This is a genomic window from Gardnerella sp. 26-12 (assembly GCF_001660745.1).
GTDB classification, from domain to species: domain Bacteria; phylum Actinomycetota; class Actinomycetes; order Actinomycetales; family Bifidobacteriaceae; genus Bifidobacterium; species Bifidobacterium swidsinskii.
Genome location: NZ_LWSR01000019.1, coordinates 1 through 13,637 on the forward strand (window position 1 = coordinate 1; position 13,637 = coordinate 13,637).

Annotated in this window: 12 protein-coding genes, 2 tRNA genes, 1 pseudogene and 1 riboswitch; of the genes and pseudogenes, 3 read left to right on the forward strand and 12 right to left on the reverse strand. The window is 45.1% G+C overall.

Annotation, left to right across the window (positions count from 1 at the left end; translation table 11 throughout):
• Positions 1–48: 48 nt before the first annotated feature.
• The 3 genes from A5295_RS01950 to pgi all read right to left on the reverse strand — a co-directional run bounded on the left by A5295_RS01950 (position 49) and on the right by pgi (position 4,334).
• On the reverse strand, positions 49–1,797 hold the full coding sequence (locus A5295_RS01950; RefSeq protein ID WP_004110296.1) for an ABC transporter permease subunit: 1,749 nt from the start codon (positions 1,795–1,797) through the stop codon (positions 49–51).
• A gap of 259 nt (positions 1,798–2,056) precedes the next feature.
• A complete protein-coding gene (locus A5295_RS06330; protein ID WP_004110294.1) occupies positions 2,057–2,203 on the reverse strand; it encodes a hypothetical protein in 147 nt (48 codons plus the stop codon).
• 103 nt (positions 2,204–2,306) lie between these two features.
• Positions 2,307–2,468, reverse strand: a riboswitch (M-box (ykoK) riboswitch).
• A gap of 171 nt (positions 2,469–2,639) precedes the next feature.
• Positions 2,640–4,334: a glucose-6-phosphate isomerase gene (pgi, locus tag A5295_RS01955; RefSeq protein ID WP_004110292.1), complete on the reverse strand. Its 1,695-nt coding sequence runs from the start codon at positions 4,332–4,334 to the stop codon at positions 2,640–2,642.
• A gap of 353 nt (positions 4,335–4,687) precedes the next feature.
• Here pgi and A5295_RS01960 point away from each other — a divergent pair.
• Positions 4,688–4,760 (forward strand) — tRNA-Thr (locus A5295_RS01960).
• 70 nt (positions 4,761–4,830) lie between these two features.
• A tRNA-Leu gene (locus A5295_RS01965) sits at positions 4,831–4,911 on the forward strand.
• A gap of 13 nt (positions 4,912–4,924) precedes the next feature.
• On the opposite strand, the gene A5295_RS01970 is transcribed toward A5295_RS01965, so the two are convergent.
• From A5295_RS01970 to A5295_RS01980, 3 genes are all read right to left on the reverse strand, one after another.
• Entirely contained in the window at positions 4,925–5,611 is a 687-nt protein-coding gene (locus A5295_RS01970; RefSeq protein ID WP_012913874.1) for a non-canonical purine NTP pyrophosphatase, read from the reverse strand.
• Positions 5,612–5,633: 22 nt separating this feature from the next.
• Positions 5,634–6,395 carry a ribonuclease PH gene (gene rph / locus A5295_RS01975; RefSeq protein WP_012913873.1) on the reverse strand — a complete coding sequence of 254 codons (762 nt, stop codon included), beginning with the start codon at positions 6,393–6,395 and terminating at the stop codon, positions 5,634–5,636.
• Positions 6,396–6,461: 66 nt separating this feature from the next.
• Complete coding sequence (locus A5295_RS01980) at positions 6,462–8,576, reverse strand: ABC-F family ATP-binding cassette domain-containing protein (protein WP_064621571.1); 2,115 nt, start codon at positions 8,574–8,576, stop codon at positions 6,462–6,464.
• A gap of 126 nt (positions 8,577–8,702) precedes the next feature.
• Between A5295_RS01980 and rnc the strand changes: the two genes are divergently transcribed.
• Positions 8,703–9,542, forward strand: a complete 840-nt coding sequence (gene rnc / locus A5295_RS01985) for a ribonuclease III (RefSeq protein ID WP_064621572.1) — start codon at positions 8,703–8,705, stop codon at positions 9,540–9,542.
• Between the two features lie 49 nt (positions 9,543–9,591).
• On the opposite strand, the gene rpmF is transcribed toward rnc, so the two are convergent.
• The 6 genes and pseudogenes from rpmF to A5295_RS02015 all read right to left on the reverse strand — a co-directional run.
• Positions 9,592–9,786 (reverse strand): 50S ribosomal protein L32, encoded by a 195-nt coding sequence (gene rpmF, locus A5295_RS01990; RefSeq protein ID WP_004574042.1) that lies wholly within the window; start codon positions 9,784–9,786, stop codon positions 9,592–9,594.
• A gap of 124 nt (positions 9,787–9,910) precedes the next feature.
• Positions 9,911–10,540, reverse strand: a complete 630-nt coding sequence (locus A5295_RS01995) for a DUF177 domain-containing protein (RefSeq protein WP_012913869.1) — start codon at positions 10,538–10,540, stop codon at positions 9,911–9,913.
• A 2-nt stretch (positions 10,541–10,542) separates the two neighbouring features.
• The gene (locus A5295_RS02000) at positions 10,543–11,580 is read right to left on the reverse strand and encodes a hypothetical protein (protein WP_012913868.1); all 1,038 of its coding nucleotides are present in this window, start codon (positions 11,578–11,580) and stop codon (positions 10,543–10,545) included.
• 15 nt (positions 11,581–11,595) lie between these two features.
• Positions 11,596–12,144 (reverse strand): pantetheine-phosphate adenylyltransferase, encoded by a 549-nt coding sequence (coaD, locus tag A5295_RS02005; protein WP_012913867.1) that lies wholly within the window; start codon positions 12,142–12,144, stop codon positions 11,596–11,598.
• 126 nt (positions 12,145–12,270) lie between these two features.
• On the reverse strand, positions 12,271–12,600 hold the full coding sequence (locus A5295_RS02010) for a DUF3039 domain-containing protein (protein WP_012913866.1): 330 nt from the start codon (positions 12,598–12,600) through the stop codon (positions 12,271–12,273).
• 234 nt (positions 12,601–12,834) lie between these two features.
• Positions 12,835–13,637: pseudogene (locus A5295_RS02015) on the reverse strand (nicotinate phosphoribosyltransferase); the annotation flags it as partial.

Below are 13,637 nucleotides of genomic sequence, written 5' to 3' on the forward strand. Positions count from 1 at the left end.
ATTTTAAGCGATTTATTAGTAAATTTATTAGTCGATTTGTTAGTCGATCTAATTCAATACGTAACGTTTTTCGGAAATACGTTGCATTGGCGACCAGAATAATCGGTTGCTTAAAACAACAATCAAGCTCATAACAGTTACGCCAACTAAAGTGCGCGCAGAATCTCCTAAAGTAGTTGCATTAGTAATATATGCACCCAAACCCTGAGTTTCCATGTGGTTCTTTCCATATTCCACAATCTCAGACACAATCGAAGCATTCCAAGCACCGCCTGCAGCTGTAATACCGCCAGTGCACCATGAACCGAAAATAGACGGCAAAATAAGCGTCTTCCATCGCAAAGTACGATCCAAGCGGAAGCTGCGCGTCATTTCACGCAAATCATCCGGAATAGCACTAGCACCTGCAATAACATTGAACAGAATGTACCATTGCGTACCAAGAGCCATCAAAATAATACTTCCCCAACCAAGATCAATATGCCAAGACATAAACCAAGCCATAGCAAACGGGAAGATGAAGTTTGCTGGGAAGCTAGCAAGAATTTGCACTATAGGCTGCATAATACGCGAAATCTTAGGATTCATGCCGATTACAACACCAACAGGAACCCAAATAAGCGAGCTTATTAAAATCAACGCAGCAACGCGCATAAAAGTGATGCCACCAAGCATGCCTGCAGTAATGAACTCATGCAAACCTGCAGTTGTATACACAAAGTAAAGCATATGGGCGGCGCCAGCAGCCACAATAATTAGCATAATAACGTTGAATACCCAATCACCAAGCTTATGCTGAGCAGCCTTATGAGGCCACTTGGAGCCTGTGCGACCGAATGGGCGCGTTACTTTTTCAAGCCACTCGCGAATTGGCAAAAACAGCTTACTAATAACTTCATCTGCATGAGAGTGACGAATAAGAGTCAAAATAGCACTGTGACGCTCATTATCAGATGCGCTTTGCGTAATGCGGAAACGCTCAGCCCAAGCTGTAAGCGGTTTCCACAAGAAGAAGTCAAGTGCCAAAACAACAATCACCATCGACACAATAGCCCACCAAATAAGACCAAGCTTATTTTCGGCAGCAGCTTGTGCCACAAAACTACCGATGCCAGGAAGAGCGTAAGTGTGATTATTTACGGAAATCATTTCCGAAGCTGTAAGGAAGAACCATCCGCCTCCAACAGACATCATGCAATTCCAAAGCAGCGGAATCATTGCGTTAGGCATGTCTAGCACCCAGAAACGTTGCCAATGCGTGAGTTGCAAACTACGAACTGCCTCATCCAGTTCCTTTGGCTCGCTGAGCAGCGAACGGTGGAACGAAAAAGTCATATTCCATGCTTGACTCGTAAAAATAGCAAAAATCGAAGCGGCTTCAACACCAAGCATTGATCCAGGAAAAATTACCAACCAAATAGTGACAGTTGCCGAAAGGAAGCCAAGAATTGGAACTGATTGCAAAATATCTAGAAGAGGAATAAGCACCTTGCCAAGCCTACGACTGCGAGCTGCAAGAGAGCCATAAACAATAGTAAATATAAGAGATGCAACTAATGCGATCAGCATGCGAAATACTGAGCGCAAAGTGTAGTAAGGCAGATTGATTAAGTCCGTGGATACCTTAGATGGTATGCCACTTGGACCAATCGGCTGATTTATGCGCTGAATAAGGAAGGCAGTTACGCCAAAAACGGCAATAATGCCAACGCACACAATAATATCCGACCAGAAACGAGTGTTCTCGTCGACTTGCACACCTGCGCTTTCTTTGCGCGAAGTTGTAAATACGGTCATAATAAAGTCCTCGAATAGGCAATAAGTGGGTTCACCTTCGTGTATTTTTTATTTCTATTCATTTATTACGCAGATATCTATTGAGATTTCTATGCGGATTTCTATTTAGATTTTCGTAAATTCTTGCGTAAAGATCTGCGTAACTTTTCTTGTGTAAATTCTTGCGTAGCCGTATCACCATTGATTACGTTACAGGCGCAAATAACTAGAACTCACGTTTTAACTTCGTAAATTATATTTCGCAAGTTGTATTCGTAAGTTATATATTTCGCAAGTTTTGCAACCTAAATTCGATGATTGCCGGCTTCATATATTCAGGAGGAACATCCGAACTACTACTGCCAATAGTGTCGGAGCCTTCATCAGTACGAGTACTAGAATTATGGCTTTTACTGTCATGTTTCACGGCAAATCACCTCCTTAAGTTAGTGCGCTGCCGGCGCAAATCTTCATCATTGAATCGGAGGTTTACAAGAGAACAGAGACGCACCAAAACACACAAATGCATGTTAAGCGTGCCACGTCGTTCAAGCTTCAGCTTCGCAGGGCGGTGGCGTTGCATTAGTCGAAGCCTTAAATTCGACAACGACTGTTAACCAGCGTGCAGTGTCTCCACTGTGTTGCGGCAGCAACCCTTATCCCCGTGGTAGCCTTACCTACCGACCGTGCTCATTATAAATTATTGTTGCAGTTGTGTCAATATGCAGCAAAACACATTGCAATGCACTTGAGACCTATAAAACTCAGCGACAGATGCTAAACAAAAAGTCTCTTGACGAATTAACGCCAAGAGACTTATAAACCAACAATCACTAAAAACGATTGCCTATATGACTACTATCTTACTTGCGATGAGCGCGATAGAAGCGAATCAAGCTCTGCGTAGAAGCATCCTGAGCTGCCAAAGCTTCATCATCCTTAGAAATTGCAGGAGTAATCTGCTTTGCAAGCTGCTTTCCAAGCTCCACACCCCACTGATCGTAGGAATCCAAGCCCCACACGGTACCTTCAACGAAGGTGATGTGCTCGTAGAGAGCAATCAACTCACCCAAGCTAAATGGAGTCAAAGCATCGCCGAAAATGGACGTGGTTGGACGGTTGCCCTTGAACACGCGAGCTGGCACAATCTCCTCTGGAGTGCCTTCAGCGCGAACTTCATCAGCAGTCTTGCCGAAAGCAAGAGCCTTAGTCTGTGCAAGATAGTTGCCCAAGAAGAGCTCGTGCACATCCTGATCGCCATCCTTAGTAGGATTTGGCGTGTTCACGAAAGCAATGAAATCAGCTGGAATAAGCTGAGTGCCCTGGTGAATCAACTGGTAGAAAGCGTGCTGACCGTTGGTGCCTGGCTCGCCCCAGAAGATTTCGCCGGTTTCGCTTGTTACAGGAGTGCCGTCCCAGCGCACAGACTTACCGTTAGATTCCATGGTGAGCTGCTGCAAATAAGCTGGGAAGCGGTGCAAGTACTGATCGTATGGAAGCACAGCGTGAGAAGCAACCTTGTAGAAATTGCGGTACCAAACGTTGAGCATACCAAGAAGCACAACAACGTTCTTCTCGAATGGAGTCTCAGCGAAGTAGGTATCGATTGCGTGGAAGCCCTTCAAGAACTCTTCGAAACGCTCTGGACCGAGGACAACAGCCAAAGAAGTGCCGACAGCGGAATCCACAGAGTAGCGGCCGCCAACCCAGCTCCAGAAGCCAAAAGCGTTGGTTGGGTTGATGCCGAACTCTTCAACCTTCTCAAGGTTGGTGGAAACAGCCACGAAGTGCTTAGCAACAGCTTCAGCCTTCTTTGCGTCGCTTCCGTCAATAGCACCGCACTCCTGAAGCTTGTTCAGCAACCAAGTGCGAGCGGTACGAGCATTGGTCAAAGTCTCCAAAGTGGTGAAGGTCTTGGAAACAATGATGAACAAAGTGGTTTCTGGATCCAAATCCTTGGTCTTTTCTGCCATATCGTTTGGATCAATGTTAGAAACGTAGCGAGCGCTGATGCCGGCGTCAGCGTATGGCTTCAAGGCTTCGTAAACCATGACTGGACCCAAATCGGAACCGCCAATACCAATGTTTACAACAGTCTTGATGTTCTTGCCGGTAACGCCCTTCCAAGCGCCAGAACGAACTTCGTTAGCAAAATCGTAAATGCGACCCAACACTTCACGCACGTCTGCAACGGTATCTTGACCGTCAACAATGAACTTGCCAGCATCCTCTGCAGGACGACGCAAAGCAGTGTGCAAAACTGCACGATCTTCAGTATTGTTAATGTGCACGCCGGTGTACATTGCCTTAGTGCGCTCGTCAAGCTTGACTGCCTTTGCAAGGTTTGCGAAAAGCTTAAGAGTTTCAGGCTTAATTAAATTCTTAGAAAGATCGAAGTGGAGATCTCCAGCTTCGAAGCTCAACTTATCCACGCGATTTGCGTCCTCGGCAAACCACTTCTTCAGGCAAACGCCTTCTGATTGCAACTCGTCGTAATGCTTCTGCAATGCAGCCCACTCTGGGGTTTTTACGGCGTCAACTGGCGGATTGATGGCCATTGTAAGGTCCTTTCATTTCTTCAACTGACGTGACAGCAACCGTCACTATAGTCCAATTCACAAGATACTCACAAAAGCAGACAGAAACACGCGAAGCTTAACACAAAAATGAACACAATCACACTGATAATTTACACATAAAAATTTGTAGTTTGAGGATGTGCAGTGCCCCAAACGCGCGCAACCTACCCTGCATTTGGAGGGTTATCTGTGGTTTATCACTCCAAACGCGAGGAAATTATCTCACATTTGGAGCATTATCTATTGCACGACGCGCCAAATTGGACAAATTCAAAAATATGATATATAGTGTTTGATTTGTGCGCGAGTCGCGAATGCGTCTCGGGCAACATGCCACTTTAGCTCAGTCGGTAGAGCGTCTCCCTCGTAATGAGAAGGTCGACAGTTCGATTCTGTCAAGTGGCTCTCTGACTCACTCGAGTGTATTAATACTTTTGATTTGTTTTTATTCGCTCGATTGTTTATATGAGTCTATGCGCGAGTGGCGGAATGGTAGACGCGCAGGATTTAGGTTCCTGTGTCTTACGACGTGTGGGTTCAAGTCCCATCTCGCGCACGAAATTTTTCGCTTATTCAGTAATAAATAATGCCTGCAACTCCGGCAAAAGTGCGCGCAAAGCATTACCTCTGTGCGAAATAGCATTCTTTTCTTCTTGAGTCAGCTCTGCACTAGTCAAACCTTTCATTTGCACACCATCGCGAATAGGCTGAAAATCTGGCACAAATAGCGGATCATAGCCGAAACCATTAATTCCGTGCGCCTCGCGCAACAAGTGACCAACCATTTCTCCGACTCGAACAGTCTCAAAGCCGTGAGAATGCGACATAACACTGCCTTCAGGAACCTCACTGCACCCATCCGGAATAGCAAGAGCTGCAGCACAACGAAAACGAGCAGTACGACATTGATCTGGGATATCAGAAAGTTGGCGCAAAAGAAGCTCATTATTAGCTTTATCATCTCCATGCACACCACTCCACCTAGCAGAAAGAATACCAGGGGCAGCACCAAGCACATCAACGATAAGACCCGAATCGTCTGCAATAGCGGGATAACCTGTTCTTGCAGCAACATCACGCGCTTTGAGCAAAGCATTCTGTTCAAAAGTCACGCCAGTTTCCACAGGATCAGGCAAGCCAAGAGAACCTGCAGTTACTAACTCGAAACTGTCTGCAAGTTTCGACAATTGCTCCTCTAAAATTTGCTTGATTTCAACGAGTTTTCCCTCATTATGTGTTGCCACAATAAGCTTCACGCCCGTTCTCCTTCAATCTCTTCTATTTTGCTAAAGCGGCTTTTTGAGCAGCTTGCAATTCGCGATTACCTTTAGTTGCCAAATCAAGTAACGTATTTAATTCGTCGCGATTAAATGGACGATGTTCTGCAGTGCCCTGAATTTCAATGAAAGTACCGGAACCTGTCATAGCTACATTCATATCTGTCATAGCTTGACTGTCCTCAACATAAGGCAAATCCAGCATAGGAGTGCCGTTAATAACGCCTACAGAAACAGCGGAAATAGAATCCTTAATAACATTTGCAGCAGAGCGAATATGACCATTCTTTTCTGCCCAATGAAGCGCATCTACCAAAGCTACATAAGCTCCAGTTACGGAAGCAGTACGAGTTCCACCATCCGCTTGCAACACGTCGCAATCAATTTGAATCTGGCACTCACCCATCGCTTTCATATCGACTACACCGCGCAAGCAGCGACCAATAAGACGACTAATTTCGTGAGTGCGACCACCAATTTTTCCACGCACAGATTCGCGATCAGTTCGCTCAGCTGTTGCTCTAGGAAGCATAGAATATTCGGCAGTTACCCAACCCAAACCGGAATCTCTACGCCAACGAGGCACACCAACCGTAAAAGTTGCGGTACACATTACGCGCGTATTGCCACACTCAATAAGCACAGAGCCTTCAGGAACATCAGTAAATTTACGTGTTATGTGCACAGGTCGGAGCTCGTCAACATCACGACCGTCAACGCGAATTGGTTTTACAGATTCCAACATATCCTTGATTTGAGTCATACCTCACAAATTTAGCACGTGGCTGTTATCTTCTATTTCATCTTCTTAGCACGCAGCAATTTTGTACTAAAGCTGCTCAGAAAGCTCCATCCACTCATCCTCAAGAGCACTTGCTTCTTGCTCGTTTTTTTGGAGATCTTCGTTAAGAGATTGAAGTCCAACAAAGTCACTTGGGTTATGCGCAGCCATTTGCGCTTCAATTTGCGACTTTTCTTCTTCAAGCTTTGTAAGTTTTCGCTCGATTGCTGAAACTCGCCTTGCAGCATCGTGATAGGCTTTGCCGGTAAGTTTGGGCTCAATTACTGTACTTTCTGAACTTTCTTTAGTTGTAGAATTTGCAGCACTCGAAGCATTCGCAGTACTTGAAGCGCCAACAGTACCAGTAGTACCACTACTATTTTCGTGATCGCGTTGCAGCTTTTCTACAATTTGCAAATACTCATCTACACCGCCTGGAAGGTGACGAATTTTGCCGTCAATAAGCGCAAATTGCTGGTCTGTTACGCGCTCAAGCAAGTAGCGATCGTGCGAAACAACAATCAAAGTGCCAGGCCAAGTATCGAGCAAATCTTCCATAACTGCAAGCATGTCAGTATCGAGATCGTTTCCAGGCTCATCCATAATCAGCACGTTTGGTTCGTTTAGCAAAATCAGCAGCAGCTGCATACGTCGCTTTTGACCGCCCGAAAGATCCGCAATTGGTGTCATAAGCTGCTCGGGCTTAAAACCAAGCCTTTCCATAAGCTGACCTGGGGTCACTTCTTTGCCGTCGATAATATAGCTAGGCTTATAGCGACTTAAAACTTCTTTTACTTTATATTTTCCAAGCTTTTCAAGCTCTTCTAGCCGCTGCGAAAGCACGGCAAATTTTACAGTCTTGCCAATATTTACGTGTCCAAGCGTAGGCTTTAGAGATCCGTCAATAATGCTTAATAATGTTGATTTTCCTGCTCCATTCGCACCCACAATTCCAAAACGATCGCCTGGACCTATAAGCCAAGTTGCATCGTCTAAAATCATGCGTCCAGTAATAGTTTTGCGCGATGCAGCTGAAGTTTCTGCAATGTTTTCTGCGCTCGTAGCAGTACTTTCCGAAGTATTTTCCGCAGAATTTTCAAGAGAATTTTCTTGATTTTCGTCAACGACAATAGTAACGCTTCCTACGTGAGTTGGTTGCGCAAAAGCAGATTCTACAATATCGACTTTATTTGATTTTTCTGCATTCGATTCAGACGAAGATGCGCTTTCTGCAATATCCGGATCGATATTTTTTAGCTGCTGAGCGTTGTCGAAAATTTGCGTAACGTCAATTAAATCAACAACTTGCTTACCAAGACGCGAAGTTGCCATTTTCTTCAATTCAAGAGTGTCTCTTAGCGGCGGCACATCTGCAATAAGCTCACGCGCTTGCTTTACGTGGAACTTTTGCTTAGTAGAACGCGCACGAGCACCCCTGGAAAGCCAAGCTAACTCTTTTCTCGCCAAATTCCTGCGACGCTCTTCGCGCACATCCGCTTGGCGTTCGCGCTCCACGCGTTGCATCATATAAGCACTGTAACCACCCTCGAAAGGATCAATTACGCCGTCGTGCACTTCCCACATCGAAGTGCAAACCTCGTCCAAGAACCAGCGGTCGTGCGTCACAATCAAAAGCGCACCTTGACCGTCCTGCCAACGGTGAAGAAGATGCTCTGCAAGCCAATGAATCGTCACAACGTCCAAATGATTCGTAGGCTCATCCAAAGCCAAAATATCCCAGTCGCGCAACAATAATCTTGCTAAATCTGCACGTCTGCGCTGACCTCCAGAAAGCGTGCCTACTTTTGCTTCCAAATTTATGCCGCCTAGAAGCGCTTCTACAATTTCGCGCGAACGCTGATCTGCAGCCCACTCGTAATCTTCGCGATTTTCAAGAGCAGCCTCGCGCACAGTTGCGTTATCGTCCAATGGATCGCGCTGATCCAACATGCCAAAAGTAAGCCCACCACGCTTCGTAACGCGACCAGAATCAGGTTGCATTTTACCGGCAAGTAGTCGAAGTAACGTTGATTTACCGTCGCCATTTTTTCCAACAATACCGATTCTGTCGCCTTCAAAAACACCTTGAGTTACGTCTGTAAAAATCGTTTTTGTAGCAAATTCTAGCGAAACTCGTTCTAATCCCAAATCATACGTAGGCATAATCCACAAATATAGCTGAACACTTATACGAAAGGATATAGAAGGAATATGGAAAAATGCGATCGCAAATGCGAACGCGAAGCTTAAAAGTGCTTGTGTTGGTAGTGGACTATAATAATACGTGCTATGAAAACTCAGAACAATCAACAGAATCAACAAAATCAACAGAATATGCAGAGCAAACACAATCAAAATAATCAAAACAACTCACATGCGCAACACAACGAAGACGGAGTTTTGAGATTAGATGGCAATGAAACTCGCCCTGGAGACCCAACACAGGAACTTTTAAACGCTTTAGGCACAACTATTTCGCCGGATCTTTTGGTAGAAGCACTCACCCACCGCTCGTTCTCGCACGAGCATCCTGGCACACGAAATTATGAGCGACTTGAGTTTTTGGGCGATGCTGTGCTTGAGTTAGTTTCCACAGAAACGCTGTTTTCTGCACATCCAGACATGACTGAAGGTCAGCTTGCGAAGATGCGAGCGAAAGCTGTGTCTGAATGGGCGCTTTCTGCTGTTGCGCGCGAAAAGCTGCATGTTGGCGCGTATATTCTTCTCGGTCGCGGAGAAATGGAGCAGGGCGGAAATAATAAAGATTCAATTTTGTGCGATATTGTTGAAGCACTTATTGGTGCAACTTTTGTTGAACATGGAATTGATGAAGCTCGCAGAGTTGTGCATCGTTTGATTGACGACACTTTGGCGGAAGTGCTAACTGAAGGACCAGCTCTCGATTGGAAGACTTCGCTTACTGTCAAAGCTCACGATATGGGTTTGGAAGATCCAGAGTATCGAATGGCTGTTTCTGGGCCAGAATACGCTCCAGTATTTGAAGCTCGCGCGGTTTTGGCACATAAGGATGGCGACGAAGTGTTGGGAGTCGGAAGTGGCTCTAGCAAACGAAAAGCGCAACTCGCAGCCGCCGAAATCGCTTGGCACGCACTCGACGCGCGTAAATAAAAAGAAAAACCCTGCCACCCGTCGATGGCAGGGTTTCTATTAATAAAACCTACTTGGTGTGCTCGGAGCGAATAGCTTCACGATAAACACGACCACGGAAGGTTCCGCAAGATGGGCAAGCCATGTGTGGGAATGCCTGAGAACCGCAGTTCGGGCAAGTCACAGTCTGCACGGCAGACGCCTTCCAATTAGCGCGACGCGAATGCGTATTAGCACGCGAGGTCTTATACTTAGGCAGTGCCATAATTCTTTCCTCTATTTCGTTCAATCGATTGAGCTTAAGCGTTCTGTATATTACAGCAAGCGCCGTACAAATTGCGCAACCTAATTTCTCTTTAGTGCGACAGAAACTTTACAACTCACTAAAATTAATGCCGCTTTTCATTCTGCTCAAGCTGAGCTTTCAAATCCTCTAAAGCAGCAAAACGAATATCCGTAACGTCATGATGATGATCTGGATGCTCGTTTAAGTTTTCGCCACACTGAGAGCAAAGTCCGCGACAATCCGGCTCGCACAACGGTTGCAACGGCAGCTCACTTACCATCGTGTCGCGAATAAGAGCCTCAATATCCGCAAAATCACCACCCGCAACTAGCGGATACACATTGCCCGACTCGTCATTTTCATCCCAAATTTGCGATTCAGCTTCATCCGCATCGCCACGAGTATTGCGATTATCCGAACGATTAGAACGCGAGTCAGCATATGGAAAGAATACGCACACATCCACTTTCCAATCGCGACGAAGCGGCATCAAGCATCGAGTACATTCTGCATGCACCGGAGCAGTAATACTGCCCTGAAACATTAAGCCGTCAGCCACAGCATCAAAATCGCCATCAACCATAACATCACTGTCTGGCTTTACGCCAATAACGTAATCTCCAATACCTTCCGGCGCCGGAAATACGCGATGCAACGACATGCTACTACCAGCGCGCGCAGCCATTTGCGCTACTGGAACAGCCCATGGTGATTGGGATGGATGCGAAGCCATTACTAATTCCTTTCCTCTTCATCATCGTCATACAATGATGAGCTAATGTCATTTTGTACGTGCGCTGCAGCTCGACGACGATCTTCCAACACTCGCTGACCCGCTTGCACATCTTGTTCTAATTTATCTAGCTGCTGCTTTAAGCCTTCCATAACAGTCGCGCAATACTGATCCGCACCTTGCGTAAGCTTGTCTGATTTTGCTTGCGCAGTAGCGAGAATATCGCGAGCTTTCTGTTTTGCTAAAGCCGTTACGTTTTCTTGACCTGCTAAAAATTGAGCACGCTCTTGCGCTTCTTCAATTATTTCTGCAGATTGAGATTGCGCTGAAGAAACAATAGAGCTTGCTTGTGCTTGCGCTGTACGCAAACGTCGCTCTGCTTCTCGCATTAACGCAGAAGCTCGCTCCAATTGCACAGGAAGCATATCTTTCAAACGCGCTAACTGGTCAACGAACTCATCGCGATCAATTTTTACCATTCCTGCAGCAAACAAAACATTCTTGGCTTCCGAAAGAGTTGCTTCCATTGCGTCAATAATGTCGTAAACTGTAGTAAATTCAGCGCGGCTCTTTGAACGCGCTTCATCGCTTATTGCTTCTGCAGCTACTTTTGAAGTTTCAGATTCATTTTCCTCAAAGTCGATAACGCCACCATCTTCTCGCTCTCGTAAATCTGGAAGAGGGAAAGGAGAAAATGATGCTGGCGAAGAAGCTGCTTTGCTATTTTTCTTGTTCTTATTTGCACCATCAGCACCATTATCCTGCACATCTTCCGCAGCAGAAACACTTCCAACTGCCGCAACAGATGACGTTTCTGTATTGTCAGCATCTGTATCAACTAATAGGTCGCCTTCATGCGCACTTCGTACGTCGGATTGCGTTGTATTTACAACGCCATCTTGAGCATCTTCTTCATCTGCGAGAACCGGATGCAATGGCAGCTTTTGATTGCGATCAACTTGCACTTCGCGCTCCATCGTGTCGTCTCCTTCACTAGATAATCCAGAAGTTGCGTCAGTAAGTTCATTTTTATTTGTCATCTTCTACTCTCCTGTTCAATTGTTCAGCATAGATGAATTATTATCTACGCCTAATGATTGCTCACTAAAAAGCTTTTTTAATAAGGGTATTACGTTATCTGGAACCATGCCAGTAACATTTCCCCCATGACGAGCAACATCTTTAACCACAGAGCTTGAAACATGCTCAAGCACAGGATCAGCAGGCAGGAAAAGCGTTTCGATACCTGCTAATTTGCGGTTCACTAGTGCCATTCCAAGTTCTGCCTCATAATCACCGTTTTGACGTAAGCCTTTTACGATTACTGTAGCACCAACTTTTGTACAGTAGTCAGTAATCAAACCAGCTGTTGAAGTTACTACTATTTTGCAATCGCGATTGAAGCTATTTTGAGATTGCGGCAAATTATTTATTGCTTCTTGAATAATTTTTACGCGCTCAGATTCAGAAAATAACGGAGTCTTTGCAGCATTTACCGCAACTAGCACATGTACTTCATCAAATAGATGCGTACAACGTTGTATTACGTCTAAATGGCCGGCAGTGACTGGATCATACGAGCCGGGGCACACAGCTATAGTCATGCTTTTAGATTATCACCCATTGCGCTCAGAACAAAAATATATTAAAAAATAGCGTTACTTTTATCGTTAAAGATAGAAGTAACGCTARTACGCAATATAAACTACTTAAATACGCAACATAATTACTTAAAAATTAAACTTTCCTAATTCCTCGTATATGCGCTTGCATTCAGGGCAAACTGGGTAGTCATTTGCTTCGTGTCGAGGAATCCACACTTTACCGCATAAAGCTACTACTGGTCGACCAGTTAAGCGCGACTCATCAATTTTGTCTTTTGACACATAGTGCGCAAAACGATCTGCATTACCACCATCATCTAGACGAGCATCTTCGTCAACTTCTGGACGTTCTAGAACAGAAGTGCTTGTGCCGGAACCAGAATCTGGATTTGCGGATTGCGAACCAGATTCCATAACAGCATCTAACGCATTATCTGCTTCTAAAGATGAAAACATATCGCATCCTTTCGTAACGCATTGTGTAACGAATTTCGTAGCGCACTAAAATTTAATTGAATTTTATTAGCAAAATCAAGCATAAAGCATTATCGCAACAAACGCTCAAAAAAGCTGTCAGAAACGCTAGTCTTTACGCATGAATTATTCGCTAATTATTCGCGAAAATTATTTGCGAATCTTATTTAGTTATTTAGTAAAGTTTAGTTTTAAAAAGATTAATTTATAGTACTTTTATAGTACTTGAATTTCTGTTGGTATTGCAGGGTCTCCGCGCATCAAACTTTGCGCAGCCAAAGGCAGTCGACGCAAAGCAGAAGCGCAATAATCCTGGGCACGTATAATCGCATCGTGACCCATAAACTGTTCGTCAGCTTCACCATCGACCATGTAATCAACTAGCAGATTTTCCCACGAATCCTTAGGCTTAAACTGAGCGAGCGCAACTTCCGAACCGGAAATCACGCGTTCGCAATCAGCTACACCGCAAGAATCGTTGCTGTAATCGTATGAACGATACGCCAACTTACGTCCAGGCACAGTCGCTTTATTCTTAGAACGCTTAGCAACAGGCTGCATTACACCATCTGCACCCTCACGCTCAGTAAGCTTATAAACCATTGCACAAGTTGGAGCACCGGAGCCGGTTACAAGCATTGTGCCGATGCCGTAAGAATCCACAGGCGCATTTTGTAAGGAAGCAAGAGCATACTCGTCCAAATCGTTAGTAACTGTAATCTTTGTGTTTTTAGCACCCAACTCGTCGAGCTGATTCCTAACGCGACGAGCCAGAGCGCACAAATCTCCAGAATCAATACGAATTCCGCCAAGATCTGGACCTGCAACTTCCACGGCTGTCTTTACAGCTTCCTCAATATTATAAGTGTCAACAAGAAGCGTAGTGCCTTTGCCAAGAGCTGCAATTTGAGAAGTGAAAGCGTCACGCTCGGTGTCGTGAACAAGAGTGAAGCAGTGAGCTGCGGTTCCGATTGCCTTCAATCCGTAAAGTTTTGCAGCCAACAGATTTGCAGTACCTT

What these genes read in the sequence shown, in the direction of transcription:
- A5295_RS01950 (WP_004110296.1), bottom strand. Translation starts at nt 1,797, where the DNA reads ATGACCGTATTTACAACTTCGCGCAAAGAAAGCGCAGGTGTGCAAGTC.
- pgi (WP_004110292.1), bottom strand. Translation starts at nt 4,334, where the DNA reads ATGGCCATCAATCCGCCAGTTGACGCCGTAAAAACCCCAGAGTGGGCT.
- rph (WP_012913873.1), bottom strand. Translation starts at nt 6,395, where the DNA reads ATGACTCAAATCAAGGATATGTTGGAATCTGTAAAACCAATTCGCGTT.
- A5295_RS01980 (WP_064621571.1), bottom strand. Translation starts at nt 8,576, where the DNA reads ATGCCTACGTATGATTTGGGATTAGAACGAGTTTCGCTAGAATTTGCT.
- rnc (WP_064621572.1), top strand. Translation starts at nt 8,703, where the DNA reads ATGAAAACTCAGAACAATCAACAGAATCAACAAAATCAACAGAATATG.
- rpmF (WP_004574042.1), bottom strand. Translation starts at nt 9,786, where the DNA reads ATGGCACTGCCTAAGTATAAGACCTCGCGTGCTAATACGCATTCGCGT.
- A5295_RS01995 (WP_012913869.1), bottom strand. Translation starts at nt 10,540, where the DNA reads ATGGCTTCGCATCCATCCCAATCACCATGGGCTGTTCCAGTAGCGCAA.
- A5295_RS02000 (WP_012913868.1), bottom strand. Translation starts at nt 11,580, where the DNA reads ATGACAAATAAAAATGAACTTACTGACGCAACTTCTGGATTATCTAGT.
- coaD (WP_012913867.1), bottom strand. Translation starts at nt 12,144, where the DNA reads ATGACTATAGCTGTGTGCCCCGGCTCGTATGATCCAGTCACTGCCGGC.
- A5295_RS02010 (WP_012913866.1), bottom strand. Translation starts at nt 12,600, where the DNA reads ATGTTTTCATCTTTAGAAGCAGATAATGCGTTAGATGCTGTTATGGAA.